Below are 24,208 nucleotides of genomic sequence, written 5' to 3' on the forward strand. Positions count from 1 at the left end.
ATGGGTGATGTATGGAGCTGGCACAGATTCGCATGTTCAAGACCGTGGCCGATGTCGGCAGCATCGCCCGCGCGGCCGAGCTGTTGCATTGCGTGCCGTCGAACATCACGGCCCGGATCAAGGCCCTGGAGGCCGAACTGGGTGTTGCGCTATTTCTGCGCGAGGGGCGAGGGTTGCGCATAAGCCCGTCGGGGCAAACCTTTCTGGCCTACGCCTCGAAAATTCTCGCCCTCACCGCCGAAGCCAAGCGTGCGGTCGACCCTTCGGCCGAACCCTCGGGGCCGCTGCGCATCGGGGCCATCGAGTCATCGGCCACCGGGCGATTGCCGCGCCTGCTGGCGAAATTCCACAAGCGTTTCCCGCAGGTCGCACTGGAGTTGACCACCGGCTCCTGGGGGCAGTTGCTCGATGACACACTCAACCACAAGCTCGACGGCGCTATCGTCGCGGTGGATGTCGAGCGTTCGCACCTCAAGCGCACGCCGATGTACCGCGAAGAGCTGCTGCTGATCGCCTCGACCTCCCTGGGGCCGCTGCGGGACGTCAGCGATTTACAGGACCAGACCGTGTTCATGTGGCCCCAGGGCTGTCCGTACCGGGCGGCGCTGGAGCATTGGTTGTTGCGACAGGGCCAGGCGCTGCCGATTGTCAGCCTGGCCAGTTATGGCGCGATTGTCGGTTGCGTCAGCGCCGGGGCCGGCGTGGCGCTGGTGCCCAAAGGCGTGTTCGATCAATATGCCAAAGGTGCCGGGTGCGCGGGGTTTGAATTCCCCGAACTGACCGCCGTCGACAACCTGTTTTACTGGCACGAAAACGCCGGGGTGCACCCGGCGCGTGAGGCGTTTGTGGCGATGCTCCGCGAAGAGTTTGCGTAACGCAGTATCTGTGGGAGCGGCGGTGCGGCGATCCGACTTGCTCGCGAAGGCGGTGTGTCAGGCAATATTGACTTTGAATGTGCCGCCCCCTCCGCGAGCAAGCCCGCTTCCACAGAGATTACGGCATGTTGATATCTCGCATTAGCAGGCCAAAACTCAGATCCACCGCATCCGGTATCGGCAAATACACCGTATGCCCATCCCCCGGTGCAACTTCGATCGCTTCACCCTTGGCGTTTTGCAACTGATGTAGATCGAAGTGGAAATTTCCCTTGGGCGTCATCAGCTCCATGTGATCGCCCAGGCCGAAGCGGTTCTTCACCTTGACCTCGGCCAGGCGATCCCGCCGCTGCCCGGTCAACTCACCGACAAACTGCTGACGCTCCGACACCGAGCTGCCGTTCTGGTAGTTCTGGTATTCGTCATGCACATGCCGGCGCAGAAAGCCTTCGGTGTAGCCGCGCTGGGCGAGGGATTCCAGGTCGGTCATCAGGTCGCGGTCGAAGGCTCGGCCCGCCACCGCATCGTCGATGGCTCGGCGATAAACCTGGGTGGTGCGCGCGCAATAAAAGTGCGATTTGGTCCGGCCTTCGATTTTCAGGGAGTGCACGCCCATGTGCGTCAGGCGTTCGACATGCTGCACGGCGCGCAGGTCCTTGGCGTTCATGATGTAAGTGCCGTGTTCGTCTTCGAAGGCCGGCATCTGCTCGCCGGGACGATTGGCTTCCTGCAGCAGAAACACCTGCCCAGTGGGCGCGCCGATGCCCAGGGTGGGTTCCGGCTGATACTGCTGCACGATCTCGCCGAGCTGGTTTTCCGTGGCCGGTTGCGCGGAGTATTTCCAGCGACAGGCATTGGTGCAACTGCCCTGATTGGCGTCACGCCGGTTCATGTAGCCCGACAGCAGGCATCGCCCGGAATAGGCCATGCACAACGCGCCGTGCACGAACACCTCCAGTTCCATGGCGGGCACTTGCTCGCGGATCTCGGCGATTTCTTCCAGGGACAGCTCCCGCGACAGGATGATCCGGCTCAAGCCTTGCTGCTGCCAGAACTCGACGCTCGCCCAGTTCACCGTATTGGCCTGCACCGAAAGGTGCACCGGCATCTGCGGGTAGTGCCGGCGCACCAGCATGATCAGGCCGGGGTCGGACATGATCAGCGCGTCCGGGGCCATGGCGATCACCGGTTCAAGGTCCTTGAGGAAGGTCTTGAGCTTGGCGTTGTGCGGCGCGATGTTCACCACCACGTAGAAGCGCTTGCCCTGAGCCTGTGCCTCGCGAATACCGAGGGCCAGGTTGGCGTGGTCGAATTCGTTGTTGCGCACCCGCAGGCTGTAGCGCGGCTGGCCGGCGTACACGGCATCGGCGCCGTAGGCGAAGGCGTAACGCATGTTTTTCAGGGTGCCGGCGGGGGCGAGCAGTTCTGGCGCGGTGAGGTTCATGGCGGTGTCGGTCGCAAAAGCCGCGCAGGGTAAACGTTCGGTGGCGAGGGTTTATTGACCTGGATCTATGCTTGTTCAACAAACCGATGGCACTCGCGCGAGCCGTAGTGGACTAAACATCAGGGCGGAAGTTTTTCGTCCTCTCTGGCACGGATCGGATATGAACGAAGCGCCCCTACAAGACAAATCGCTGACGGTTTTGCTGGCGCTGGTGAGCGCTGCCTTCGTCTGGATCCTGCTGCCGTTTTACGGCGCGGTGTTCTGGGCGGTGATCCTCGGCATCGTCTTTGCGCCACTGCAGGGCCGACTGCAGCTGAAGTTCGGCTGGCAACGCAACCTCACGTCGCTGTGCACATTGGGCATTTGCCTGGTGATCGCGATTCTGCCGGTGATCATCATCAGCGCCTTGCTGGTTCAGGAGGGCGCGGCACTCTACAAAAGCGTCGAGAGTGGCGAACTCGACATCGCCGGGTACGTGTTGCAGTTCAAGCACAGCCTGCCGCCGTATTTCCAGCATCTGCTGGATCGCTTCGGCATGGGCGAGTTGAACGGGCTGCGAGAGAAAATCGTCAAAAGCGCGATGGCCGGCGGGCAGGTGCTGGCCTCTCAGGCGTTCAGTTTCGGCCAGGGCACGTTCGAGTTCATCGTCAGTATCTTCATCATGCTGTACCTGCTGTTCTTCTTCCTGCGCGACGGTGCGGAACTGGCGCGCAAGGTGCGCCTGGCGGTGCCGTTGCAGGAGCAGCAGAAACGCCGTTTGCAGCTCAAGTTCAATCGTGTGGTGCGGGCCACGGTCAAAGGCAACCTGTTGGTGGCGATCACCCAAGGCGCGCTGGGCGGTCTGATCTTCTGGTTTCTGGACATTCCCAGCGTATTGCTCTGGGCGGTGTTGATGGCGTTTTTGTCGCTGCTGCCGGCGGTAGGGGCGGGAATAGTCTGGGTGCCGGTGGCGGCGTTTTTCCTGCTCACCGGGGCGATCTGGCAGGGCGTGGTGCTGGGGTTGTTCGGGGTCTTGGTGATCGGGCTGGTGGACAACCTGCTCCGGCCATTGCTGGTAGGCAAGGACACCAGGATGCCGGACTACATGATCCTGATCTCGACCCTCGGCGGCCTGGCGATTTTCGGGTTGAACGGCTTTGTCATCGGCCCATTGATCGCGGCCCTGTTCATGTCGAGCTGGGCCATTTTCATTGAAACCAAACCGCGGGTGCAGCTGCCTTAGGCGCTGAGCCTGCCGGACTGGCCGGTGCCGACGCGTTGCGACAGCTCCTTGGCGGCGGGTAGCGAAGTGAGCGGGCCGCTGATCTGCACGCCGTCCTGCACCAGATACCAGCAGGCGAGCATGCCCAGCTCTCTGAGCTGTGCGGGGACGGCGCTGCCGATAACGGACATGATATGAACCTTGGACATGACAAGTACCTCCATCAATCTGTGGAGTTACTTTAAGGTCAGGGTGCCTTGAGGGGTAATCAACGCTTTCGATAGTGGTCATTGATGCCAGAGGGGGCAAACGACCGTTGGTCGGTCAGCTGACCACCTGATCGAGCATATGAACCACTTCCTGCTCGTTGAGCAGGCCCTTGCGCACCAGGCTTTGCGTCAGCAGCGAGAGAAACTTGGCGCTGCGATGACCTTCCAGGTGCTTGAGTTCGGTCAGTGCGTTGTAGACCTTGCTGGAGGTGCACAGACCGACGATGCGGTGCGGGTTTTGCGTTGGCATGTGGTCGTCCTTGTTGTTATCAACTGTTATTGACGGACAGCACCGAGCTTGCGGAACCGTCATGACAAAAATATGACCGTTTTTTGCCGCACGGCAGAAAACGGGTCGAGTCCATCTTGCCCGTTTCTGCCACGTGCATTGTCCCGATAGCGACCTTGGCGAGATTTATCCAGACCTGCACCGACAAACCTGCATAAAAAAGCCCCGCTGTTTCAGCGGGGCTGGATGAGTTCGTTACCAGCGGCCGTGATGGCCGTAGTAGCCGCGTGGCGGGCCGTAGTAACCACCGGGTGGTCCGTAGTACACCGGGGCGGGGCGGTAGTAGATCGGTTGTTGCACGTAGACCGGGGCCGGTTGGTAGTAAACCGGAGGCGGTGGTGCGTAATAAACTGGCGCGGGCTGGTAGTAGACCGGTTGCGGTGCGACATAAACCGGGCGGTTGGCGTTGATCAGAGCCGAGCCGACAATGGCAGTACCGACGATCGCGCCAAACACTGCCGGGCCTTGCCAGTAATTACCACCACCATGGGCTTGCGCCTGTCCTGCGATAGCGAGGGCGCCGATCAGTAAGGCAACTGTGGAGACTTTACGGATCATGATAGTTCCTCGGTTCTTCAGCCCGGCGCTTGTGTCTGCAATAGACCCAAGGATTGTCGCGGGGATACTTCTAAGACAGCGTTTTTCTGAAAAACAGCACGGCCATTAGGTAAATTTTGTGTAAGGTCTGTACCGACTTTCTTACCGACCCGTGTAAGCCCGCGTTAACACACTTATATGATCGATCAGAACCCGATGGAGGGCTAATCCCGTCCATCCGAAAAGTGCATTTGAAGGAGCTTCCCCATGCAGATGAACCCCAACAAAGACACCCAGCTGTGCATGTCCCTTTCAGGACGGCCCGGGAACTTTGGTCTGCGTTTTCACAATCATCTGTATGAACAGCTGGGCCTGAATTTTTACTACAAGGCCTTTGCCAGCCAGGACCTGCCGGGTGCCGTTGCCGGCATTCGTGCCCTGCGGATTCGTGGTTGTGGCGTGTCGATGCCGTTTAAGGAAGCCAGCATTGCCCTGGTCGATGAACTCGACGCGTCGGCTGCCGCCATTCAATCGATCAACACCATCGTCAACACCGACGGTCATCTCAAGGCCTACAACACCGATTACATCGCCGTGGCCCAGTTGCTGGAAAAACACCAGGTACCCAGGGACTCGACCTTTGCCCTGCGCGGCAGCGGCGGCATGGCCAAGGCCGTGGCGAGTGCCTTGCGCGATGGCGGCTATGAAAACGGCCTGATCGTGGCCCGCAACGAACGCGCCGGGCAGGCGCTGGCGCAGTCGTTGGGGTATGAGTGGCAGGCCGAGCTGGGGAGTCGTCGCCCGCAGATGCTGGTCAACGTCACCCCGATCGGCATGACGGGAGGACCGGAGGCCGATCAACTGGCCTTTGAGGCTGACGTGATCGAAAAAGCGGAAACTGTGTTCGATGTGGTGGCGATTCCCTCGGAAACGCCGCTGATCGTGCGTGCTCGTGCCGAAGGCAAGCGGGTCATCACCGGCCTGGAAGTGATCGCGATCCAGGCACTGGAGCAGTTTGTGCTCTATACCGGCGTGCGGCCAACGGATGAGCAATTCCACAAGGCCGTGGCGTTTGCCCGCAGCTAGGAGGTGTCCATGCATCCCCCCATTCTCAATCTGAATTCAGTCGAACTTGAACCGCTGCCCGAAGCGTTTGCGCCGAGCGGTGAAACCGCCGGTCGCTATCAACAGCGTCTGGCCCGTGTCGGTCAACAACTGGGGGCGCAAAAGCTGGGTTATCGCTTGTATGTGCTGGAGCCAGGCATGCGCGGCAGCCCGTTTCACAGTCATCGGGTCAATGAGGAAATGTTCTACGTCGTGGCCGGGGAAGGGCAAGTTCGCCTGGGATCCGAACGCTTTCCGATCCGTGCCGGTGATGTGATCGCCTGTCCACCGGGCGGGCCTGAAAAGGCGCATCAGATCATCAATACCAGCCACGGCGAGTTGCGGTACCTGGCCGTCAGCACCCAGCAATCACCGGAGATTTGTGAATACCCGGATTCCGGCAAATACGCCGTGATGGATGACTTCAAGGTGGATGCCGAGGGTAATGCGTCAGGCTTTGTTGCCGTTGCCCGGCAGGCGGACGGGGTGGATTACTGGGACGGCGAATAGGCGCAAACACCGCCAAACCCCTGTGGGAGCGGGCTTGCTCGCGAAAGCGTCGGCCCATCCGGTATTGATGTGACTGACAGTCCGCCTTCGTCGGAACGCCGCCCGGAGCAAGCCCGCTCCCACATTGGGATCTCTGTAGCCTGATTATTCGAGCCGAGCCAGCCTTTCTTCCAGCGCCGCAATCCGCGCTTCCAGCTCTTCGATCCGTTCAACCGAAACCCCGCTGCCGCCACGCTCGGCCGGGTTGCTCCTTGCCGCCATGATCGCCTCGATATCCGCCGGGTCGCCCAGGGCGTGGGTATAGCGGTCTTCGCGCTGGCCGGCCTGGCGCGGAATCAGTACGGCCAGGCCCCGGGCAATCAGGCGTTCGAGCTGATGCACCACCTGTTCGGCATCTTCGAATTCATGCATGCGGCCGCTGCGGGTCAGCAGTTCATTGACGGTCTGCGGTCCGCGCAGAAACATCAGCCCGGTCAGGATGACCTGCGCCGGCACCAGTTCCAGAGCCTTGTCGACCTTGTGTTCCCAGCGGTCGGCGCGGCTGCCCATCACCAGTCTGGCGAAACCGCGTCCTTCGAGGACGCGCAGGCTATGACCGACCTGGCCTGGTGTGAGGTTCATCACCGGCTCGCGGCTGGTTTTCTGGTTGCAGGCAATCACCAGGGCATTGAGGGTCAGGGGATAGGTTTCCGGGCTGGTGGCCTGTTTCTCGATCAACGAGCCCAGAATGCGGATTTCCGTACTGTCGAGCCGCTGCTCGTCTAAAGTCGTCTCTTGCTCAGTGCTCATGGTTCTGCATCCTTACCCGATTCATGTTTTTCACTCGCGTGAATGCACTTTAGATGGGCAAGCGCCAATGGCAACCGAATTCGTTGCGTCATCAAGTGAATGATGACAAAAAGTGTATGAAATATTAACGCCATTTTTACAATTGGCCGGGCACCGTATGCGGGGTCGCGCGCGAGTGCGTCCATAGGGCGGGATATTGTTGGCGTCATCGCCCGCAATAGCTGAACCCTGCATCGAGTCGGCCGGTGTACGACACCTTCATTCGCCTCTGATAAAAGAAATCCAATAAAGGCGAGAGTGACTCCATGAGCCAAGACATTTTTGTATCCGTACTGATTCCCGCCAAGAACGAAGCGAACAACCTCAAGCCGCTGCTTGAGGAAATCCGCGTCGCATTGGCCGCTGAATCGTACGAAATTATCGTCGTCGACGATGGCAGCACCGACGCAACCCTGCAGGAACTGCGGCAGATCCGCCACGACGGCCTGAACACCCTGCGCATCCTGCATCACGAACGTTCGCTGGGGCAGAGCACCTCGCTGTACCACGCCGCACGGGAGGCCCGCGGGCAGTGGCTGGCGACCCTCGATGGCGACGGCCAGAACGACCCGGCGGACATCCCCGGCATGCTGGCGCTGGTGCGCGGCGAACCGGGCAAGGTTGACGTGCAACTGGTTGCCGGGCACCGGGTCAATCGCCGCGACACGGCGAGCAAACGTTACGCCTCACGTTTCGCCAACAACCTGCGCCGCCGCCTGCTCAAGGACGCCACCCCGGACACCGGTTGCGGCCTGAAGCTGATCGAGCGCGCGGCGTTCTTGCGCCTGCCGTACTTCGACCACATGCATCGCTACATTCCGGCACTGATCCAGCGCCATAACGGCCGCATGATCGTGCATCCGGTCAACCACCGGCCGCGCACGGCCGGGGTGTCGAAATACGGCAACATCGACCGCGCACTGGTCGGCATTCTCGATTTGTTCGGTGTCTGGTGGCTGATCAAACGCACGCGGTTGAACACCATTGCCCAGGAGATTGAAGGATGAATCTCACCCGCGAGGCCTTGTGGCTGATCGTCGGTTTTGTCGGCCAGATCGCCTTTACCGGGCGATTTGTCCTGCAGTGGTTGTACAGCGAGTACAAGAAACGCAGCGTGATCCCCGTGAGCTTCTGGTACCTGAGCATCGTCGGCAGCACCTTGCTGCTCGCCTATGCCATTTATCGTGAAGACCCGGTGTTCATCGCCGGTCAGGCGTTTGGCTCCATCGTCTACTTTCGCAACCTGCAATTGATCAAAAAAAGCAAACACCTGAAGGAGTAGGTCATGCGCGGATCGTTATCGACCCGAAATATTACGTTGCTCGTGGCTATCGCGATTGCGTTGCTGTTTTTCTGGGGGCTGGGCAGCGTGCCGTTCCTCAGTGTCAACGAGGCTCGCCGCGCCGTTACCGTGCGCGAAATGCGAGAGGCAGGTAGCTGGCTGCTGCCTTACATGAACGGCGACTTGTACTTGTCCAAGCCGCCGTTTTTCTATTGGGCCGGCCTGGTTTCGACGGCGGTGCTGGGCAGCTTGTCCGAGTGGAGCGTGCGTCTGCCTTCGGCGCTGGCCGCCGCCTTGTGCTGTGTTGGCACCTATTTGTACGGCGTTCGGCAGGCGGGGCGGCAGGTCGGTCTGTTCGCCGTGGTGTTCCTGGCCGCGAACGGTGCCTTCAGCCTGTTCGCACGGCGCTCGGAAATCGAGATGCTGTTGACCCTGCTGTGCTTCGGCGCGCTGCTGGCGGCCTGGCAGTTCATCTTCCTGCAAGGCCGGGCCTTGTGGAGTCGGCTCAGCTACGTGCTGCTGGGTTGCGCGCTGCTGACCAAAGGGCCGGTTTGCCTGTTGTGGGTGACGGCGCCGATCCTGGCCTATGCCTTGATCTACCGCGATGCCCGGGCCAAGGCTTACCTGTGCGACGGTTGGGGCTGGCTGATTGCCGTGGTGCTGGGCAGTTCCTGGTACCTGGCGGTGTCGGTGAGTCAGGGCTGGGGCATCTGGGCCTCGATCATCAGCGAAGACATCGTGAAGAAGATCGACGGGCAGGGCGCCGAGGCCTGGTACGCGTATCTGTTGTACCTGGCCGGGGATTTCTTCCCGTTCTGGCTGATCGTGTTCGTACAGCCGCGCAAGTTCTGGGCAATGATCCGCTCGCGCCGCGAGGCGGGCATGTTGCTGATTTGCAGTCTGCTGCCGCTGCTGGTTTTTTCCTTGTTTACTGAAAAACACGGTAAATACCTGTTGCCGGTCTATCCGTCGATGGCGTTGCTGCTGGCGATGCACTGGTCGGCGCTGCTCGATGACCTGAAGGGGCGCTGGCGTACGGTCCTGGCCGTTGTGCCCTATGTGATGCTGGCCGGGTTTGTGGTGTTCTACATGTTCGTCGAGGCGCGGGTGTTGTCGCACCGGGTTGGTGGTCTTGAGCAGGTTGCCACGCTGGCCGATGGGCAGCCGGGGCAGAAGGCTTATACCCTCGGTGAGCCGGATATCCGCCTGGTCTATTACATGGGCCGGCCGGTGGCGCCGCTGACGGTGGCGCAGTTGCAGTCCGAGTCCCGTCCGGCGGGGCTGCTGTTTGTGCAAGAACCCCTCGCACCGGAACTGCAGAACCTGGCGTCGTGCCAGGTTGGTGAAATCAATCCGTACCTCAAGCCGCACAGTTCAGCGCTGCTGGTGCGTATGGGCGGAGACTGCCGCTGATCGGCTTCCCGGCCGAACAGTCACGTCACCACATCCCCCGTTCGGACTAGGCAGGGCTAACGATTCTGCCGCGTCCGGCCGGCGCCAAACTTCATGCTCAAAGGGGTGTTGCGCCACGCGCGCCCCGCCAAACGAGCAGAAGGCGCCGCGATGGAGTTTGCATTCAGCGACGAACAGGAAATGATCCGCGCATCGGCCGAGGGCTTCCTCGCCGATGTCTCGGATTCTGCCGCCGTGCGTGCGGCAATGATCAGCGAACGGGGTTTCGACGAAGCCCTCTGGCAACGTCTGTGCCAGGAAATGTACTGGCCGGCCATTCATATCCCCGAAACCTATGGCGGCCTGGGCCTCGGCTTTGTCGAGTTGACGATCCTGCTGGAACAGATGGGCCGGCGTTTGCTGTGCTCGCCGTTTTTCGCCACCGCCTGCATGGCCACGCCTGCGCTGTTGCTGGCGGCCAATGATGAACAGAAGCAGCGCTGGTTGCCGTCGATTGCTGACGGTAGCGTGACCGCAACGCTGGCGTTCAGCAGTGCCAACGGCTGGTCTGCCGACGATGTCCAGGCAACGGTGGTGGCCGAAGGCGACGGGTTCGTCCTCGACGGCACCCTCAAGCATGTGCTCGATGGCCATGGCGCTGACCTGTTGGTCATTGCCGCACGGCAACCCGGAACCACCGGCGAAAAGGGCATCAGCCTGTTTGCCGTGAGCGCGGAGCGGGCCGGCATCGAGCGGCAAATGCTGCCGACCATGGACCAGACCCGGCGTCAGGCAAGGGTCCAGCTCAAGGGCCTGTACCTTGAAGCCGACTGCCTGCTGGGTGAATTCGGCAACGGCTGGTCGCACCTTGAGCGAGTCCTGCAACTGGCCTGTATCGGCCTGGCTGCCGAGCAGACTGGCGGCGCGCAGCAGGTGCTCGACCTCAGCGTGGCCTACATGCAGGAGCGCCAGCAGTTCGGTCGCCCGATTGCCAGTTTCCAGGCCCTCAAACACCGCGCCGCCGACATGATGCTGCAAGTCGAATGCGCGCGTTCGGCCAGTTATTACGCCGCGTGCGTGGCCCAGGAAGTCCTCGATCCCCAGGGTGATCCGCAGGTCGCGGCCGAACTGTCGCTGGCGGCGGCGCTGGCCAAGGCGCAGTGCTCGGAAACCTATTTCCACTGTGCGTCCGAATCGATCCAGTTGCATGGCGGCGTCGGATTCACCTGGGAATACGACCCGCACCTCTACTTCAAGCGCGCCCGCGCCAGCGAGAGCTTCCTCGGGCTACCGGCCTGGCATCGCGAGCGCATTGCTTCGGTGATTCTGGGAGAGCAGCCATGAAAATCAGTTTCAGCGAGCAGGACGAACGCTTCCGCCGGGAAGTTGCCGACTGGATGAGCGCCAACCTCTGCGGCGAATTTGAAGCCCTGCGTTTTCGCGGCGGTCCGGGCGACGAGCACATGTTTCCCGAGGAGCGCAAAGCCTGGGAGCGCAAGCTCGCCGAAGGCGGCTGGACCTGTGTCGGTTGGGCGCCGGAGCATGGCGGACGCGGTCTGTCGATCACTCAACAAGTGATCTTCAACGAAGAATACGCCCGCGCTGGCGGCCCCGGCCGCATGGGCCACATCGGCGAAGGCCTGGCCGGGCCGACCATTGCCGCGTTCGGCACGGTCGAACAGCAACAGCGCTTTTTGCCGGGGATCGTCAGCGGTACGTCGTTCTGGTGCCAGGGCTATTCAGAGCCGGGCGCCGGTTCCGATCTGGCCAACGTCAAGACCCGTGCAACACTGGATGAAGCGACCGGCCAATGGCTGATCAACGGGCAAAAAGTCTGGACCTCCCTGGCCCACGAGTCGGACTGGTGCTTTGTCATCGCCCGCACCGAACCGGGCAGCGTCGGCCATCGTGGTCTGTCGTTCCTGCTGGTGCCGATGGACCAGACGGAAATCACCGTACGACCGATCGAGCAACTGACCGGCACCTCGGAATTCAATGAAGTGTTCTTCGACGATGCCCGCACCGACGCCACCAACATCATCGGCGCGCCGGGCGAAGGCTGGAAGATTGCCATGGCGCTGCTGGGTTTCGAGCGGGGTGTCTCGACCCTCGGCCAGCAGATGCAGTTCCAGAACGAACTCAACGAAATCATCGCCATCGCCAAGTCCAACGGCGCCGACCGCGATCCGATCCTGCGTCAGCGCCTGGCCGAGGCCTGGAGCGGGTTGCGGATCATGCGCTACAACTCGCTGCGCATGCTCTCGGGTAGCCAGGACGGTTCGCTGCGCAAAGAGGCGACCATCTACAAACTGTTCTGGTCGACCTGGCACGCCAGCCTCGGCAAGTTGGCGATGGACGTCCTCGGCGCCGAGGCGGAATTGCTCGAAGCCGCGCCTTACCAGTTGACCCGTTTGCAGTCGCTGTACCTGTTCAGCCGCGCCGACACCCTCTACGGCGGCAGCAACGAAATCCAGCGCAACATCATCGCCGAGCGTGCCTTGGGCATGCCCAAAGAGCCGCGTCCGCGCGCCTGAAAGGAGAGAGTTCATGTCTGTACCTCAATATGTTGAAGGTCGCGGCCTGCTGCGCGGCAAGTCGGTACTGATCACTGCCGCCGCCGGTGCCGGGATCGGTTTTTCCGCTGCCGTGCGCGCTGCCGAAGAAGGCTGCCGCGCGCTGATGATCAGCGATATCCATGAAGGCCGGTTGGCCGAAGCGGTGCTGAAAATCCGCGAAACCACCGGGCTGCAACAAGTGTTCGGCCAGGTCTGCAACGTTGCCGACGAAGCCCAGGTGCAACAGCTGATCGCCTGCGCCGAACGTGACCTGCAAGGCGTCGATGTGCTGATCAACAATGCCGGGCTTGGCGGCTCGCGGTTGCTGGTGGACATGGCCGACGAAGAGTGGAATCGGGTCATCGACGTGACGCTCACCGGCACCATGCGCATGACCCGCGCCATGCTGCCGAAAATGATGGAGCGACGTGCCGGGGTGATAGTCAACAACGCCTCGGTGCTGGGTTGGCGCGCGCAGAAAGAACAGGCGCACTACGCCGCCGCCAAGGCCGGGGTCATGGCGCTGACCCGCTGCGCAGCGGTCGAGGCCGCTGACTACGGCATCCGCATCAACGCGGTCAGCCCGAGCATTGCCCTGCACGATTTCCTGCGCAAATCCGCGCCCCAGGCGGTGCTCGATCAACTGGCCGCCAACGAAGCGTTCGGCCGTGCCGCCGAAGTCTGGGAAGTGGCCAACGTGATGATGTTCCTGGCCAGCGACTACAGCTCCTACATGACCGGCGAAGTGTTGTCGGTGTCCAGCCAGAGGGCGTGACCATGCCACGTATTTTCGACACGCCGATGGCCTTGTTCGGGGCCGTGGGCGAATCACTCGGCGTCAGCGACTGGCTGCTGCTGGAGCAGGACCGCATCGACCAGTTCGCCGACGCCACCGGCGATCATCAGTGGATTCACGTCGATCCGCTCAAGGCCGCCAGCGGCCCGTTTGGCGCCTGCATTGCCCATGGCTACCTGAGCCTGTCGCTGGTCAATCTGTTCTTGCCGCAGATCGTCGAAGTCCGTGGCCTGGCCATGGGCGTCAACTACGGCTGTGAGCGCGTGCGCTTCCCTTCGGTGGTGCGCGTCGGCTCGCGGGTGCGTGGCAGTGCGCAACTGATCGCGGTCGAGGAAGTGAAGGGCGGCGTGCAGGCGACCATCCGCGTCACGGTCGAAATCGACGGTGAGGAACGCCCCGGCTGCGTGGTCGACACAATCAGTCGCTATTACCCGGCCTGACCTTCAACAGCATTTTCGAGGAATCCAGCATGAAAGAAGCCGTCATCGTTTCGACCGCCCGTACTCCGATCGGCAAAGCCTTTCGCGGTGCGTTCAATGACACCGAAGCGCCGCAACTGGGTGGCCACGTGGTGCGCGAAGCCGTGCGCCGTGCCGGCATCGAGCCGGGTGAAGTGGACGACGTGATCATCGGCGCCGCGGCGCAGCAGGGTACGCAGTCCTACAACCTGGGCCGCCTGTGCGCGATTGCCGGCGGCTTGCCGGCATCGGTTGCCGGGATGGCCGTCGAGCGCCAGTGCTCGTCGGGCCTGATGAGTATCGCCATGGCCGCCAAAGGCATCATGTGCGACGAAATCGACATCGCCGTGGCCGGTGGCCTGGAGTCGATTTCCCTGGTGCAGAACAAGCACAAGAACCTGTATCGCAATCAGTCGGGTTCGGTGATCGAGCTGGACCCGCACGCCTATATCCCGATGATCGAAACCGCCGAGATCGTCTCCGCGCGCTACGGCATCTCCCGCGACGAGCAGGACGAGTACAGCTACCAGAGCCAGCTGCGTACCGCACAGGCCCAGAGCGCCGGGCGCTTCGACCGCGAGCTCGCGCCGCTGGCCAGCCGCAAGGCACTGTTCGACAAGGCCACCGGCGAAACCAGTTATGAAACCGTCACCTTGCTGCGCGACGAGTGCAACCGCATCGACACCACCCTCCAGAGCCTGAAGGCGCTGGAGCCGGTATGGCCGGGCGGTCAGTGGAGCGACAAGGGGCGTTTCATCACCGCCGGCAATGCCTCGCAGCTGTCCGACGGTGCGTCGGCCTCGGTGTTGATGAGCGCAAAAATGGCCGAGAAGCGTGGACTGGAACCGCTGGGGATCTATCGCGGCATGGCCGTCGCCGGCTGCAATTCCGACGAGATGGGCATCGGCCCGGTGTACGCCATTCCCAAGCTGCTCAAGCGCCACGGCCTGACCATGGACCACATCGGCCTCTGGGAGTTGAACGAAGCGTTCGCCTGTCAGGTGCTGTACTGCCGCGACACCCTGGGCATTCCAGCCGAACGCCTGAACGTCAACGGCGGGGCGATCTCCATCGGCCATCCGTTCGGCATGTCCGGGGCGCGGATGGTCGGCCACGCGTTGGTCGAAGGCCAGCGTCGCGGTTTGCGTTACGTGGTGGTGAGCATGTGCATCGGTGGCGGCATGGGCGCTGCTGCTCTGTTCGAGGTGGTCTGAATGATCAGCGCTCAACAGATTCAGGCGACCATGGCCCGCTACGTGGAACTGGTGAATGCCAGCGACATCGACGGCATCCTCGCGCTCTACGCCAAAGACGCTACCGTTGAAGACCCGGTCGGCCAGGTGCCGTTGCAAGGCATCGAAGCTATCGCGCGCTTTTACCGTGAAGGACTGGGGGCGATGAAAGTCTCCGCAACCCAGACCGGCCCGGTGCGCGCGACACTCAACGGTTGCGGCGCGATGCCGTTCCGGGTCGACATGGAGTGGGGCGGGCAACCGTGCTCGCTGCATGTGATCGACGTGATGGAGTTCGATGCCGACGGCAAGGTCCGCTCGATGAAAGCCTTCTGGAGTGAGGTTAACGTGACAGCGCGAGGTGCAGTATGAATCTGGAGCAGCGGATCGCCCGTCTGGAAGCGCTGGAGGATATCCGCCAGCTCAAGCATCGCTACCTCAACGCCTGCGACCTCAAGCAGGTCGAGGTGATTGCCGACTGCTTTGCCGAAGGTGAAGTGCTGATCGATTACGGTCTGTTGGGGATCTTTCGTGAACGCGACAGTTTTGTCGCGCTGTACCGCGAAATGGCCTGTCATGAGCGGGTGATCGACCTGCATCACGGCGCCAACCCGGAAATCGAGGTGCTGAACGAGGATCAGGCCCGGGGCCGTTGGGCCCTGTGGTATTTCAACCTGGATGGCGAGAGCGGGGCGACGCGACAGTTGGGTGGCTTCTATCAGGACCGTTACCAGCGTATTGCCGGGCAATGGAAGATCGTCGCCACCCGTTTTACCGCTCACTCGGAAGTGGCGCGTTCCTGAAGGCGGGTTTCGATCCGGTCGGGGTTCTGTGTCCGGCCGGTTTCGTAGAAGGCCTTGAGGTTCTCGGCAATCTGCTGCACGACCTTGTTGAAGGCCTTGGCCAGCAACCTTTCAAACAGCCTGCCGCCGCGCAGGCTGTATCGCATTTGCAGGGTGATGCGGGTCGCGTCACCTTCGGCCTGCAAGGCATAACTGAAACTCGCCTCGCGAAACGGAAAGGGCGAGCCATTGCTGCCCTTGTGCAACCGCAGCACGAACCCCGTGCCTTCCTGCCACTGCACCACGCTTTCATCCAGATACTGTCCGCCCTTGCGCAACACCCGGCGACTGGCGCCGAGGCCTTCCTGCGCGCCGGGATGAAACTGGCAACCGGTCAGGCCCGGCACATAGTGCGGGGCGAGGCTCAGGTCGCGCAGTTTGGCCCAGGCTGCTTGTGGCGTGAGGTCCAGCAATACGCTGTGGCTGGCTACGGGCATGTCGAAAGTCCTCTTATGAATGGGATTGGGCCGCGTCGAGAAACGCCGGGCGTTCACCCGCGCCATGCACCGCGATATCCGCGCCGCTGACGTAACGGGCCAGCTTCGAGGCCAGGTACAGGCAGGTGTCGCCAATGTCTTGCGGAGTCGCCAGACGTTGCAGCGGAATGGTCGCCGCCACCCGGGCAATGCCCGCGTCGTCACCATAATGCATGGCCGCCTGTTCGGTGAGAATCAGCCCGGCGGTGACGGCGTTGACCCGCACCTTCGGCGCCCATTCCACCGCCAGCGAGGTGGTCAGGTTCAGCAGGCCGGCCTTGGCCGCGCCATAAGCGGCGGTGCCGGGGGAAGGGCGGGTGGCGCTGACGCTGCAGATGTTGATGATCGCCCCGCCATCGGCCTGGGCCTGCATCACCTGGTTGGCCTGCTGGCAGAGGTTCAGCGGTGCAATCAGGTTCAGGCGAATGATCGCTTCGCTGAAGCGCGGCGAAGCCGTGGCCGCGTCGGCGTTCGGCGAACCGCCGGCGTTGTTGACCAGCACATCGAGGCGACCGAAGCGCTCGACGATTTGCGTGATCAAGCGCCCGGACTGCTCGACGTCCCGCAGGTCGCAGGGCACGAACAGCGCCTCGCGTCCGCCGCTGGCCGGCAGGGTTGGCGGGGCTTCGCGACCGCAAATCACCACTTCGGCGCCGCAGTCGAGGAAGCGCTGGCTGATGCCGCGCCCCACGCCTTTGCCACCGCCGGTGACCAGTACCACTTTGCCGCGAAAGTCCATCGGATCAAGCATGGGAATTCTCTTTTTTGTCGCTCGGGAATGCCGTCGATGCTAGGTCCGCAGCCTTGCGCAGGCCAACGTCCAAAGGGACTAGGTAGTCTTGTCGGACGATGTTGACCACCCGGCCCCTCGGAATAATCCGGCTACAACAACAGGCCGGGAGGACACCTTATGGGCGCTTCAGCGCAAGGGCACTTCGTTACGCTGCCGGATGGTTTGCAGCTGCACTACAAAGACATCGGCGGGCAAGACACCGGCAACGGCGAGCCGGTGATTTTCATCCATGGCAGCGGGCCGGGCGCCAGCGGTCACAGCAATTTCAAGCAGAACTACCCGGTGTTCGCCGAAGCCGGTTACCGGGTGATCGTTCCCGACTTGCCGGGCTACGGCGCTTCGGACAAACCCGACACCCTCTACACCCTGGACTTCTTTGTCGCAGCGTTGAGCGGTTTGCTCGATGCCCTCGACATCCAGCGCTGCGTGCTGGTCGGCAACTCTCTGGGCGGCGCGATCGCGATCAAACTGGCCCTCGACCAACCACAGCGTGTCAGCCGTCTGGTGCTGATGGCGCCCGGTGGCCTGATGGAAAAAGAACAGTATTACCTGCAGATGGAAGGCATCCAGAAAATGGGCGCGGCCTTCGCCAAAGGTGAACTGAACGACGCAGCGGGCATGCGTCGCCTGCTGGCCCTGCAACTGTTCGATGAAAGCCTGATCAGCGACGAAACGGTCAACGAGCGCGTGGCCGTGGTGCAACAGCAGCCGGTGTGCGTGCTGTCGACCATGCAGGTGCCGAACATGACGTCGCGCCTGGGCGAATTGCAGTGCCCGATCCTCGGTTTCTGGGGCATGAACGACAAGTTCTGCCCGTCCTCCGGTGCCCAGACCATGCTGGAAAACTGCTCCGGCATCCGTTTCGTGATGCTCAGCGAGTGCGGGCATTGGGTTCAGGTCGAGCATCGTGATCTGTTCAACCGCCAGTGCCTGGCGTTTCTTCAGGAGGCCCGCGGATGAGCGTGCAATTACGCCGTGAGTTCGGCGAAGAGCTTTATCAGGCGCTGCTCAGCGGCTCCACCCTGGCGCCGCTGACCGAGCGTTGGCCGTCGATCAGCATCGAAGACGCCTATCACATTTCTCTGTACGCCATTGAGCGTCGGGTGGCGGCCGGTGACCAGATCGTCGGCAAGAAAATCGGTGTGACCTCGGCGGCGGTGCAACAGATGCTCAACGTGCATCAGCCGGATTTCGGCTTCATCACGCGGCAGATGTCGTTCGATGACGATGCCCGGATTTCCCTGTCCGCCAACAAGCTGATCCAGCCTCGTGCCGAAGGCGAGATCGCCTTCAAGCTCAAGCATGATCTGGTCGGCCCCAGCATCACTGAAGCCGACGTGCTGGCCGCCACCGAATACGTGATGCCGTGCTTCGAGATCGTTGACTCGCGGATTCACGACTGGCGCATCCGCATCCAGGACACCGTGGCCGACAACGCCTCTTGCGGCGTGTTCGTGCTGGGCGACAGCAAGGTCGATCCCCGTGAACTGGACTTGCCCAACTTGCGCATGCGTGTGTTCAAGAATGGTGAGCCCCTGAGCGAAGGCCTGGGCTCGGCGGTGCAGGGCAATCCGCTGACCGCCGTGGCCTGGCTGGCCAACACCCTGGGCGCCTTCGGCATTCCGTTCAAGGCCGGGGAAATCATCCTGTCCGGCTCGCTGGTGCCACTGGAACCGGCCCGTGCCGGCGACTGTTTTTCTCTGACCATTGATGGCCTGGGCAGTGCCCGGGTGTCTTTCTGCGCCTGACTTTTGGAGTTTGACCCAATGAGCAAAAAACTCAGAGCGGCCATTATCGGCCCGGGCAACATCGGCACCGATCTGCTGATGAAAATGTGCCGATCGGAATGGATCGAGCCGGTGTGGATGGTGGGTGTCGACCCAGAATCCGAGGGCCTGAAACGTGCTCGGGAAATGGGCATCAAAACCACCGCCGGTGGTGTCGACGGCTTGTTACCCCACGTCCTCGACGATGACATTCGCATCGCTTTCGATGCCACCTCGGCCTACGTGCATGCGGAAAACAGCCGCAAGCTCAACGAACTGGGTGTGATCATGATCGACCTCACGCCAGCGGCCATCGGCCCGTTCTGCGTGCCGCCGGTCAACCTCAAGGAGCACGCCGCGAAGTTGGCGATGAACGTCAACATGGTCACTTGCGGTGGCCAGGCAACCATCCCGATGGTGGCGGCGGTGTCGCGGGTGCAAGCGGTGAGCTACGGCGAAATCGTCGCGACGGTGTCCTCCGGTTCGGTCGGCCCGGGTACGCGGCAGAACATCGACGAATTCACCCGTACCACGGCCGGTGCGGTGGAGAAGATCGGCGGCGCCCGACGCGGCAAGGCCATCATCGTGATCAACCCGGCCGAGCCGCCGTTGATGATGCGCGACACCATCCACTGCCTGACCGATGACGAGCCGAACCAGGACGCGATCCGCACCTCGGTGCTGGAGATGGTCCGCGAAGTGCAGCGCTATGTGCCCGGCTACAAGCTGATCAACGGGCCGGTGTTCGACGGACGCAAGGTGTCGATTTTCATCGAGGTCGAAGGCCTCGGCGATTTCCTGCCCAAGTCGGCCGGCAACCTCGACATCATGACTGCCGCCGGTTTGCGCACGGCCGAGATGTTCGCCGAAGAAGCCCACAAGGGCACCCTGCAACTGCCTGCCCGTTGAGTGGAGAATCTCTATGAATTTGCAAGGTAAGAGCGTCCGTCTGCATGACATGAGCCTGCGCGACGGCATGCACGCCAAACAGCACCAGATCAGCATTGAACAAATGGTCTCGGTGGCCACCGGCCTCGATGCGGCCGGTGTGCCGCTGATCGAAATCACCCACGGCGATGGCCTGGGCGGTGCTTCGCTGAACTACGGTTTCCCGGCCCACAGCGACGAGGAGTACTTCGCTGCGGTGATTCCTCAGATGAAACAGGCCAGGGTTTCGGCCCTGTTGTTGCCGGGGATCGGCACCCTCGACCACCTGAAGATGGCCCACGAATATGGCGTATCGACCATTCGAGTTGCCACCCACTGCACCGAAGCGGACGTTTCCGGCCAGCACATCGGCATGTCGGCGAAGATGGGCCTGGACACCGTCGGCTTCCTGATGATGGCGCACATGGTCAGCCCGGAGAAGCTGCTGGAGCAGGCGCGGCTGATGGAGAGCTACGGCGCCAACTGCATCTACTGCACCGACTCGGCCGGCTACATGCTGCCCGATGAAGTGACGCAAAAGATCGGGGCCCTGCGTGCCGGCCTGAACGCCGGGACCGAAGTCGGTTTCCACGGCCACCACAACATGGGCATGGCCATCGCCAACTCCCTGGCCGCGATCGAGGCCGGTGCTGCGCGCATCGACGGCTCCGTTGCGGGTCTTGGCGCGGGGGCGGGCAATACGCCGCTGGAAGTGTTCGTCGCGGTGCTGGAGCGGATGGGTGTTAACAGTGGCGTGGACTTGTACAAGATCATGGACGTGGCCGAAGACCTGGTGGTGCCGATGATGGACCAGCCGATCCGCCTCGACCGCGATGCGCTGACCTTGGGTTACGCCGGGGTCTACAGCTCGTTCCTGCTGTTCGCCAAGCGTGCCGAGCAGAAGTACGGAATTGCTGCCCGTGAGCTGCTGGTGGAGCTGGGCCGACGCGGCACCGTGGGTGGTCAGGAAGACATGATCGAAGACCTGGCGCTGACCCTGTCGCGGGCCAGGGGTGTACTGCCTACCTGATTATTGAGGCAACGAAAGAACCACCGAATCGGTGGTTTTTTTATGGCCGGTGGAAACCGTGTTCAAGGCAGCAGGTTGCGCACCAGCGGCGGATAACAGTTGATGGCCGTGCTCGCACAGCTGAAGTAAGCCGTGGTCGGTCGGTAGGCTTCGTTCTTGAACAATTCACACAGGCTGGCGGTGCTGCCGGCACAGACGACGATGAACAGGGCGCAGGTGGCTTTTCGCATGGCGAGCCTCGATACGGATTTTTGTTGTTGTAGCGATACGGTATGACGGCGTGCGGAGCGTGACTTCGTCCGAATGGACTAGGTGATGACTTGAAAGCGCTGCAATCCCCTGTGGGAGCAAGCTTGCTCGCGATGGCGGAGTGTCAGGCGACATGGATGTTGGATGTGCCGGCCTCTTCGCGAGCAAGCCCGCTCCCACAAGATGATTTGGCGTTTCCGGGATCTGTGTCTGGCGGTGATTCCCTGTGGGAGCGGGCTTGCTCGCGAAGGCGGTGGGTCAGGCGATGTAGAAGTTGGATGTGCTGGCCTCTTCGCGAGCAAGCCCGCTCCCACAGTTTTTAGTGTTGTGTCAGGTGCGGCGGGCGAGGGCGCCCATGGCCATGAACAGCGCCGCAATGGCCCGGGCTTCATGGAGGTCGCCGCGGGCCACCAGTTCGGGGATCTGCGCCAGGGGTACACGCAGGCATTCCAGGGGTTCGGGTTCGTCGCCTTCAAGTTGGCAGGGGCTCAGTTGTTCGGCCAGTACCACCCGGTAACGGTGGCACAGGTGTCCCGGTGCCAAGGTCAGCTCGCCCAGTTCAGTGAGACGTGCTGCGCGCATTCCGACTTCTTCACTCAGCTCACGCTGCGCCGCCTGCAAATAGTCTTCATCGGGCTCGGCGCCGCCCTTGGGCAAGCCAAGAATGGTTTTCTCCACTCCGACCGCGTACTCGCGCACCAGCAGCACATGCTCTGGATCGGGCATCGCCACCAGCATCACCGAGCGATAACCGGTGCCGCGCAGGCGTTCGTAGACCCGCTGCTGGCCGTTGCTGAATTGCAGGTGCAGGGCTTCGATCTGAAAGTGGCCGCTTTGCGCCAGCAATTCAGTCTTGAGGATGGTTGGGCAGTTGCGCATGGGGCAGTCCCCTGTTTGGGATAAAGACACTGTGCGCTGTACAACGGGAGCCGCCATCGTCCGAGCGGACGAGGGCGGCAATGAGGGTTAACCGAGGGTCGCCACGCTGCGCAGGATCAGGCGCACCAGCATGGTCTGGCGGGTCACGCCGGTCTTGGAGAAGGTCGAACGCAGGTGTGCCCGCGAGGTGTTGCGGCTGATGCCCAGCTCTTCCGACGCTTCGTCGAGGGTCAAGCCGTTGGCCAGCAACATCGCCAGCTGGGTTTCCGCGGGGGTGAAGTCGAACAGCGCGCGAACGATTTCCTGTGGTGCGGTGGATTGCTGCTCCGGGTCGCTGATGAAAATCACCACGGTCGGGCACTGCTTGCCTTCGCTCCAGTCGGTCAATGGTACCGAGCGCACGATGATCCCCAGGTCCGCTTTGCCGGACGGACGCTGCACGCGCAGGGCTTCGACCACCGACGGGTTGCTGCTCTTTTGCGACAGCAGCGACTGCTTGACCAGTCGGCGGAACTCCTGGGTGTCCCGGGCCGTACCGACCTGCAGGCCATCGTTGACCAGTTTGATGCCGTCCTTTTCCTGGATCAGCCGGTCGGCGACCTGGTTGGTCTGCAACACCTTGCCGGATTCGTCGAGGATGATCGTGCCGACCGCCATTTGGTTCACCGCGCCGGCGTACAGATTGCGCTCGGCTTCGATGCGGTTGAGTTGCATGTGGATCTTGATCGAACGTTCCAGGTGCGGAATGAAATGCGTGAGCATGGCCTTTTCTTCATTGCCGAAAGGCTTGTCGTCACGCCCGCGGCTGATGCGAATGCGGCACTGGGCGCCGTCGACGGTGTTGATGTCGGCACCGAGGATGTGGAACACGTCCACCGGTTCAAGGAAGTTCTTGTAGAACTCGGAATTCTGCCAGTCGTCGTTGGAAACGAACTCGGCGAGGGTCACGACCTGGCGGTTGGGCAGGTCGACAAACGGATCCAAGCTGAAGAAGTGTTTGTTGTACGACGCGGTCGCCTCGGTCGAAGTGCCGGTGGTGTTGACCATCAGGCCATCCACGTGGGCGCTGGGCGGACGCAGGATGAAGGTCACGTACTTGCTGTTCAGATGCACATTGAGCTGATTGAGAAAAGTCGCCCAGGGAATGGTTTCCAGCGGACCCTGATAGAGGTTGCCGATCAAATCACTGAACGTATCGAGGCTGAGGCTCTGCTGCATGGGGAAAAACCGTTTTTATTATTAGCATTGGCGGTGGCCGAGAATAAGCGCCGGTATCGACTCCTTGCAACGCTTGGGCTCAGGGCCTGACAGGCGGCTGCCGGTCAGGCCCGGGGCGGGCGAAAAGTCGCTGACGTCAGACCCGTTCGCTGGCGCGCACGACAAACTTCTTGTGTTCGGCAACGTCGGCCGACAGCGCTTCCACATCGGTGTAGAACTGCTCGTACCAACGACGCAACTGATAGACCGGACCGTCGCCGTCACACAGCAGCGGGTTGTCGACGCGGGTCTTGCTGTGCCAGATGGCCACGTCTTCGTAGAAGGCTGCCTGCGCCTGCGCCACGTAGGCCTTGGCCATCGCCTGGTTCTGCTCTTCGCTGAGCCCCGGGATCTTCTTCACCAGCACGCCGTAGCGCAGGGTGAAGCTGTCCAGGTCGATCGGCACGTGGCAGTTGAGCAGGATCGAGTGGATCGGCTGGCCGTTCATGGCGCCGTTCATTTCGGTGATCTGATAGGCCGGGCCGAAATAGGTGGCTTCGGTGGTCAACACGCTGTCACCGGACAGACGCTCACTGCGGGCGCGCATGATCTGGGTGGCCAGGTGGCCCTGGAAAATATTGATGAACTCTTCGACCGGCGCGCCGTGCACAGTACCGAAGTGCGCCATATCGGCGATGTTGTCGATCAGTTCGCGGCAGTTGGTACCAATCTGCAATTCGGCGACTTCCCATGCAGCCCATTCGTCGCTGTAGCAGGCGTCGATGCGCGGAATGCGTTGTTCCGGCAGCGGCGGGTTGCCTTCAGGGTCATTCCAGACGAACAGCAGCTGGTTCTCTTCCATGATCGGCCAGCTCTTGATCTTGGCCCGTGGCGGAATGCGCTTGGCATAAGGAATGTCATCGCACACGCCATCGGCGCCCCAACGCCAGGCGTGGAACGGGCAGCGGATCGAGTTGCCTTCAACGCAACCGGTGCTCAGGTCGGCGCCCATGTGCGGGCAGTAGCCATCAAGAATATGCAGTTCGCCGTCTTCACCCTGGAACGCCACCAAGCGGGTGCCGAACACCTCCAGGCGGTGGGCCTTGCCGTCGCGGTATTGCGCGGCCAGGCCCAGGCAATGCCAGCCGCGGGCGTAGCGGTCTTCCAGCAGTTTGGCTTCGATGCGGTGCAGGGTACTCATCTTATTATTCTCCCAAGGGATCACGGGTTTGGCGCATGTAACGGATTCTGCCGCCCCTGTAAAAGCGGGCATCGTC

General features: G+C 61.9%; 29 protein-coding genes. 18 read left to right on the forward strand and 11 right to left on the reverse strand.

What is annotated here, in order from left to right; all coding sequences use genetic code 11:
• Positions 1 to 11 precede the first annotated feature (11 nt).
• Positions 12 to 875, forward strand: a complete 864-nt coding sequence (locus tag KGA85_RS21135) for a LysR substrate-binding domain-containing protein (RefSeq protein ID WP_008053002.1) — start codon at positions 12 to 14, stop codon at positions 873 to 875.
• Between the two features lie 118 nt (positions 876 to 993).
• On the opposite strand, the gene yegQ is transcribed toward KGA85_RS21135, so the two are convergent.
• A complete protein-coding gene (gene yegQ / locus KGA85_RS21140; RefSeq protein WP_223457211.1) occupies positions 994 to 2,319 on the reverse strand; it encodes a tRNA 5-hydroxyuridine modification protein YegQ in 1,326 nt (441 codons plus the stop codon).
• Positions 2,320 to 2,479: 160 nt separating this feature from the next.
• On the opposite strand from yegQ, the gene KGA85_RS21145 reads away from it, so the two are divergent.
• Positions 2,480 to 3,541 (forward strand): AI-2E family transporter, encoded by a 1,062-nt coding sequence (locus KGA85_RS21145; protein WP_223457210.1) that lies wholly within the window; start codon positions 2,480 to 2,482, stop codon positions 3,539 to 3,541.
• Here the strand turns inward: KGA85_RS21145 and KGA85_RS21150 are convergent.
• From KGA85_RS21150 to KGA85_RS21160, 3 genes are all read right to left on the reverse strand, one after another.
• Positions 3,538 to 3,729 carry a hypothetical protein gene (locus tag KGA85_RS21150; protein ID WP_223457208.1) on the reverse strand — a complete coding sequence of 64 codons (192 nt, stop codon included), beginning with the start codon at positions 3,727 to 3,729 and terminating at the stop codon, positions 3,538 to 3,540. The genes KGA85_RS21145 and KGA85_RS21150 overlap by 4 nt on opposite strands.
• Positions 3,730 to 3,844: 115 nt before the next feature.
• Positions 3,845 to 4,039 (reverse strand): hypothetical protein, encoded by a 195-nt coding sequence (locus KGA85_RS21155; RefSeq protein WP_008052996.1) that lies wholly within the window; start codon positions 4,037 to 4,039, stop codon positions 3,845 to 3,847.
• A gap of 234 nt (positions 4,040 to 4,273) precedes the next feature.
• Positions 4,274 to 4,636, reverse strand: coding sequence for a hypothetical protein (locus KGA85_RS21160; RefSeq protein WP_223457201.1), 363 nt, complete (start codon positions 4,634 to 4,636; stop codon positions 4,274 to 4,276).
• Between the two features lie 246 nt (positions 4,637 to 4,882).
• On the opposite strand from KGA85_RS21160, the gene KGA85_RS21165 reads away from it, so the two are divergent.
• Together KGA85_RS21165 and KGA85_RS21170 are read left to right on the forward strand one after the other, a co-directional pair.
• The gene (locus KGA85_RS21165; RefSeq protein WP_223533413.1) at positions 4,883 to 5,701 is read left to right on the forward strand and encodes a shikimate 5-dehydrogenase; all 819 of its coding nucleotides are present in this window, start codon (positions 4,883 to 4,885) and stop codon (positions 5,699 to 5,701) included.
• Between the two features lie 9 nt (positions 5,702 to 5,710).
• Positions 5,711 to 6,229: a cupin domain-containing protein gene (locus KGA85_RS21170; RefSeq protein ID WP_223457197.1), complete on the forward strand. Its 519-nt coding sequence runs from the start codon at positions 5,711 to 5,713 to the stop codon at positions 6,227 to 6,229.
• A 144-nt stretch (positions 6,230 to 6,373) separates the two neighbouring features.
• On the opposite strand, the gene KGA85_RS21175 is transcribed toward KGA85_RS21170, so the two are convergent.
• The gene (locus KGA85_RS21175; RefSeq protein ID WP_223457195.1) at positions 6,374 to 7,018 is read right to left on the reverse strand and encodes a YceH family protein; all 645 of its coding nucleotides are present in this window, start codon (positions 7,016 to 7,018) and stop codon (positions 6,374 to 6,376) included.
• A gap of 305 nt (positions 7,019 to 7,323) precedes the next feature.
• On the opposite strand from KGA85_RS21175, the gene KGA85_RS21180 reads away from it, so the two are divergent.
• From KGA85_RS21180 to KGA85_RS21225, 10 genes are all read left to right on the forward strand, one after another.
• A complete protein-coding gene (locus tag KGA85_RS21180; protein ID WP_223457193.1) occupies positions 7,324 to 8,064 on the forward strand; it encodes a glycosyltransferase family 2 protein in 741 nt (246 codons plus the stop codon).
• A complete protein-coding gene (locus tag KGA85_RS21185) occupies positions 8,061 to 8,339 on the forward strand; it encodes a lipid-A-disaccharide synthase N-terminal domain-containing protein (RefSeq protein WP_223457192.1) in 279 nt (92 codons plus the stop codon). Before KGA85_RS21180 ends, KGA85_RS21185 begins: the two co-directional genes overlap by 4 nt.
• A 3-nt stretch (positions 8,340 to 8,342) precedes the next feature.
• Positions 8,343 to 9,752 (forward strand): ArnT family glycosyltransferase, encoded by a 1,410-nt coding sequence (locus KGA85_RS21190; protein WP_223537297.1) that lies wholly within the window; start codon positions 8,343 to 8,345, stop codon positions 9,750 to 9,752.
• 150 nt (positions 9,753 to 9,902) lie between these two features.
• Complete coding sequence (locus KGA85_RS21195; protein WP_223457189.1) at positions 9,903 to 11,075, forward strand: acyl-CoA dehydrogenase family protein; 1,173 nt, start codon at positions 9,903 to 9,905, stop codon at positions 11,073 to 11,075.
• The gene (locus KGA85_RS21200; protein WP_223457187.1) at positions 11,072 to 12,265 is read left to right on the forward strand and encodes an acyl-CoA dehydrogenase family protein; all 1,194 of its coding nucleotides are present in this window, start codon (positions 11,072 to 11,074) and stop codon (positions 12,263 to 12,265) included. The genes KGA85_RS21195 and KGA85_RS21200 overlap by 4 nt, the downstream gene beginning before the upstream one ends.
• A gap of 13 nt (positions 12,266 to 12,278) precedes the next feature.
• Positions 12,279 to 13,061, forward strand: a complete 783-nt coding sequence (locus KGA85_RS21205) for an SDR family oxidoreductase (RefSeq protein ID WP_046042769.1) — start codon at positions 12,279 to 12,281, stop codon at positions 13,059 to 13,061.
• Between the two features lie 2 nt (positions 13,062 to 13,063).
• The gene (locus tag KGA85_RS21210; protein WP_223457185.1) at positions 13,064 to 13,522 is read left to right on the forward strand and encodes a MaoC family dehydratase; all 459 of its coding nucleotides are present in this window, start codon (positions 13,064 to 13,066) and stop codon (positions 13,520 to 13,522) included.
• Positions 13,523 to 13,551: 29 nt separating this feature from the next.
• Positions 13,552 to 14,754 (forward strand): acetyl-CoA C-acyltransferase, encoded by a 1,203-nt coding sequence (locus tag KGA85_RS21215; RefSeq protein WP_046042767.1) that lies wholly within the window; start codon positions 13,552 to 13,554, stop codon positions 14,752 to 14,754.
• Complete coding sequence (locus KGA85_RS21220) at positions 14,755 to 15,144, forward strand: steroid Delta-isomerase (RefSeq protein WP_223457183.1); 390 nt, start codon at positions 14,755 to 14,757, stop codon at positions 15,142 to 15,144.
• Positions 15,141 to 15,575: a nuclear transport factor 2 family protein gene (locus KGA85_RS21225; protein ID WP_223457175.1), complete on the forward strand. Its 435-nt coding sequence runs from the start codon at positions 15,141 to 15,143 to the stop codon at positions 15,573 to 15,575. The genes KGA85_RS21220 and KGA85_RS21225 overlap by 4 nt, the downstream gene beginning before the upstream one ends.
• Here KGA85_RS21225 and KGA85_RS21230 read toward each other — a convergent pair.
• Positions 15,551 to 16,051, reverse strand: coding sequence for an SRPBCC family protein (locus tag KGA85_RS21230; protein ID WP_223457173.1), 501 nt, complete (start codon positions 16,049 to 16,051; stop codon positions 15,551 to 15,553). The genes KGA85_RS21225 and KGA85_RS21230 overlap by 25 nt on opposite strands.
• Positions 16,052 to 16,064: 13 nt before the next feature.
• Positions 16,065 to 16,841, reverse strand: coding sequence for an SDR family oxidoreductase (locus KGA85_RS21235; RefSeq protein WP_223457171.1), 777 nt, complete (start codon positions 16,839 to 16,841; stop codon positions 16,065 to 16,067).
• A gap of 159 nt (positions 16,842 to 17,000) precedes the next feature.
• Here KGA85_RS21235 and KGA85_RS21240 point away from each other — a divergent pair, with 159 nt between their 5' ends.
• From KGA85_RS21240 to dmpG, 4 genes are read left to right on the forward strand one after another with little or no spacing between them, the layout of a single operon-like run.
• Positions 17,001 to 17,843, forward strand: coding sequence for an alpha/beta fold hydrolase (locus KGA85_RS21240; protein ID WP_223457169.1), 843 nt, complete (start codon positions 17,001 to 17,003; stop codon positions 17,841 to 17,843).
• The gene (locus KGA85_RS21245; protein ID WP_223543357.1) at positions 17,840 to 18,631 is read left to right on the forward strand and encodes a fumarylacetoacetate hydrolase family protein; all 792 of its coding nucleotides are present in this window, start codon (positions 17,840 to 17,842) and stop codon (positions 18,629 to 18,631) included. Before KGA85_RS21240 ends, KGA85_RS21245 begins: the two co-directional genes overlap by 4 nt.
• An 18-nt stretch (positions 18,632 to 18,649) precedes the next feature.
• Entirely contained in the window at positions 18,650 to 19,558 is a 909-nt protein-coding gene (locus tag KGA85_RS21250) for an acetaldehyde dehydrogenase (acetylating) (RefSeq protein WP_223457159.1), read from the forward strand.
• Positions 19,559 to 19,571: 13 nt separating this feature from the next.
• Positions 19,572 to 20,606, forward strand: a complete 1,035-nt coding sequence (dmpG, locus tag KGA85_RS21255) for a 4-hydroxy-2-oxovalerate aldolase (RefSeq protein WP_223457158.1) — start codon at positions 19,572 to 19,574, stop codon at positions 20,604 to 20,606.
• A 62-nt stretch (positions 20,607 to 20,668) separates the two neighbouring features.
• Here dmpG and KGA85_RS21260 read toward each other — a convergent pair whose 3' ends face one another.
• The 4 genes from KGA85_RS21260 to KGA85_RS21275 all read right to left on the reverse strand — a co-directional run bounded on the left by KGA85_RS21260 (position 20,669) and on the right by KGA85_RS21275 (position 24,132).
• Positions 20,669 to 20,836, reverse strand: a complete 168-nt coding sequence (locus tag KGA85_RS21260) for a hypothetical protein (RefSeq protein ID WP_223457156.1) — start codon at positions 20,834 to 20,836, stop codon at positions 20,669 to 20,671.
• Between the two features lie 349 nt (positions 20,837 to 21,185).
• Positions 21,186 to 21,734, reverse strand: a complete 549-nt coding sequence (gene nudE / locus KGA85_RS21265) for an ADP compounds hydrolase NudE (protein WP_223457154.1) — start codon at positions 21,732 to 21,734, stop codon at positions 21,186 to 21,188.
• A gap of 87 nt (positions 21,735 to 21,821) precedes the next feature.
• The gene (locus tag KGA85_RS21270) at positions 21,822 to 22,952 is read right to left on the reverse strand and encodes a helix-turn-helix transcriptional regulator (RefSeq protein ID WP_095967425.1); all 1,131 of its coding nucleotides are present in this window, start codon (positions 22,950 to 22,952) and stop codon (positions 21,822 to 21,824) included.
• A 136-nt stretch (positions 22,953 to 23,088) separates the two neighbouring features.
• Entirely contained in the window at positions 23,089 to 24,132 is a 1,044-nt protein-coding gene (locus KGA85_RS21275; RefSeq protein ID WP_223457152.1) for a Rieske 2Fe-2S domain-containing protein, read from the reverse strand.
• Positions 24,133 to 24,208: the final 76 nt, after the last annotated feature.

The organism is Pseudomonas sp. GL-B-12 (assembly GCF_019955895.1).
Taxonomy (GTDB): Bacteria; Pseudomonadota; Gammaproteobacteria; order Pseudomonadales; family Pseudomonadaceae; genus Aquipseudomonas.

What these genes read in the sequence shown, in the direction of transcription:
- KGA85_RS21135 (WP_008053002.1), top strand. Translation starts at nt 12, where the DNA reads ATGGAGCTGGCACAGATTCGCATGTTCAAGACCGTGGCCGATGTCGGC.
- yegQ (WP_223457211.1), bottom strand. Translation starts at nt 2,319, where the DNA reads ATGAACCTCACCGCGCCAGAACTGCTCGCCCCCGCCGGCACCCTGAAA.
- KGA85_RS21145 (WP_223457210.1), top strand. Translation starts at nt 2,480, where the DNA reads ATGAACGAAGCGCCCCTACAAGACAAATCGCTGACGGTTTTGCTGGCG.
- KGA85_RS21150 (WP_223457208.1), bottom strand. Translation starts at nt 3,729, where the DNA reads ATGTCCAAGGTTCATATCATGTCCGTTATCGGCAGCGCCGTCCCCGCA.
- KGA85_RS21155 (WP_008052996.1), bottom strand. Translation starts at nt 4,039, where the DNA reads ATGCCAACGCAAAACCCGCACCGCATCGTCGGTCTGTGCACCTCCAGC.
- KGA85_RS21160 (WP_223457201.1), bottom strand. Translation starts at nt 4,636, where the DNA reads ATGATCCGTAAAGTCTCCACAGTTGCCTTACTGATCGGCGCCCTCGCT.
- KGA85_RS21165 (WP_223533413.1), top strand. Translation starts at nt 4,883, where the DNA reads ATGCAGATGAACCCCAACAAAGACACCCAGCTGTGCATGTCCCTTTCA.
- KGA85_RS21170 (WP_223457197.1), top strand. Translation starts at nt 5,711, where the DNA reads ATGCATCCCCCCATTCTCAATCTGAATTCAGTCGAACTTGAACCGCTG.
- KGA85_RS21175 (WP_223457195.1), bottom strand. Translation starts at nt 7,018, where the DNA reads ATGAGCACTGAGCAAGAGACGACTTTAGACGAGCAGCGGCTCGACAGT.
- KGA85_RS21180 (WP_223457193.1), top strand. Translation starts at nt 7,324, where the DNA reads ATGAGCCAAGACATTTTTGTATCCGTACTGATTCCCGCCAAGAACGAA.
- KGA85_RS21185 (WP_223457192.1), top strand. Translation starts at nt 8,061, where the DNA reads ATGAATCTCACCCGCGAGGCCTTGTGGCTGATCGTCGGTTTTGTCGGC.
- KGA85_RS21190 (WP_223537297.1), top strand. Translation starts at nt 8,343, where the DNA reads ATGCGCGGATCGTTATCGACCCGAAATATTACGTTGCTCGTGGCTATC.
- KGA85_RS21195 (WP_223457189.1), top strand. Translation starts at nt 9,903, where the DNA reads ATGGAGTTTGCATTCAGCGACGAACAGGAAATGATCCGCGCATCGGCC.
- KGA85_RS21200 (WP_223457187.1), top strand. Translation starts at nt 11,072, where the DNA reads ATGAAAATCAGTTTCAGCGAGCAGGACGAACGCTTCCGCCGGGAAGTT.
- KGA85_RS21205 (WP_046042769.1), top strand. Translation starts at nt 12,279, where the DNA reads ATGTCTGTACCTCAATATGTTGAAGGTCGCGGCCTGCTGCGCGGCAAG.
- KGA85_RS21210 (WP_223457185.1), top strand. Translation starts at nt 13,064, where the DNA reads ATGCCACGTATTTTCGACACGCCGATGGCCTTGTTCGGGGCCGTGGGC.
- KGA85_RS21215 (WP_046042767.1), top strand. Translation starts at nt 13,552, where the DNA reads ATGAAAGAAGCCGTCATCGTTTCGACCGCCCGTACTCCGATCGGCAAA.
- KGA85_RS21220 (WP_223457183.1), top strand. Translation starts at nt 14,755, where the DNA reads ATGATCAGCGCTCAACAGATTCAGGCGACCATGGCCCGCTACGTGGAA.
- KGA85_RS21225 (WP_223457175.1), top strand. Translation starts at nt 15,141, where the DNA reads ATGAATCTGGAGCAGCGGATCGCCCGTCTGGAAGCGCTGGAGGATATC.
- KGA85_RS21230 (WP_223457173.1), bottom strand. Translation starts at nt 16,051, where the DNA reads ATGCCCGTAGCCAGCCACAGCGTATTGCTGGACCTCACGCCACAAGCA.
- KGA85_RS21235 (WP_223457171.1), bottom strand. Translation starts at nt 16,841, where the DNA reads ATGCTTGATCCGATGGACTTTCGCGGCAAAGTGGTACTGGTCACCGGC.
- KGA85_RS21240 (WP_223457169.1), top strand. Translation starts at nt 17,001, where the DNA reads ATGGGCGCTTCAGCGCAAGGGCACTTCGTTACGCTGCCGGATGGTTTG.
- KGA85_RS21245 (WP_223543357.1), top strand. Translation starts at nt 17,840, where the DNA reads ATGAGCGTGCAATTACGCCGTGAGTTCGGCGAAGAGCTTTATCAGGCG.
- KGA85_RS21250 (WP_223457159.1), top strand. Translation starts at nt 18,650, where the DNA reads ATGAGCAAAAAACTCAGAGCGGCCATTATCGGCCCGGGCAACATCGGC.
- dmpG (WP_223457158.1), top strand. Translation starts at nt 19,572, where the DNA reads ATGAATTTGCAAGGTAAGAGCGTCCGTCTGCATGACATGAGCCTGCGC.
- KGA85_RS21260 (WP_223457156.1), bottom strand. Translation starts at nt 20,836, where the DNA reads ATGCGAAAAGCCACCTGCGCCCTGTTCATCGTCGTCTGTGCCGGCAGC.
- nudE (WP_223457154.1), bottom strand. Translation starts at nt 21,734, where the DNA reads ATGCGCAACTGCCCAACCATCCTCAAGACTGAATTGCTGGCGCAAAGC.
- KGA85_RS21270 (WP_095967425.1), bottom strand. Translation starts at nt 22,952, where the DNA reads ATGCAGCAGAGCCTCAGCCTCGATACGTTCAGTGATTTGATCGGCAAC.
- KGA85_RS21275 (WP_223457152.1), bottom strand. Translation starts at nt 24,132, where the DNA reads ATGAGTACCCTGCACCGCATCGAAGCCAAACTGCTGGAAGACCGCTAC.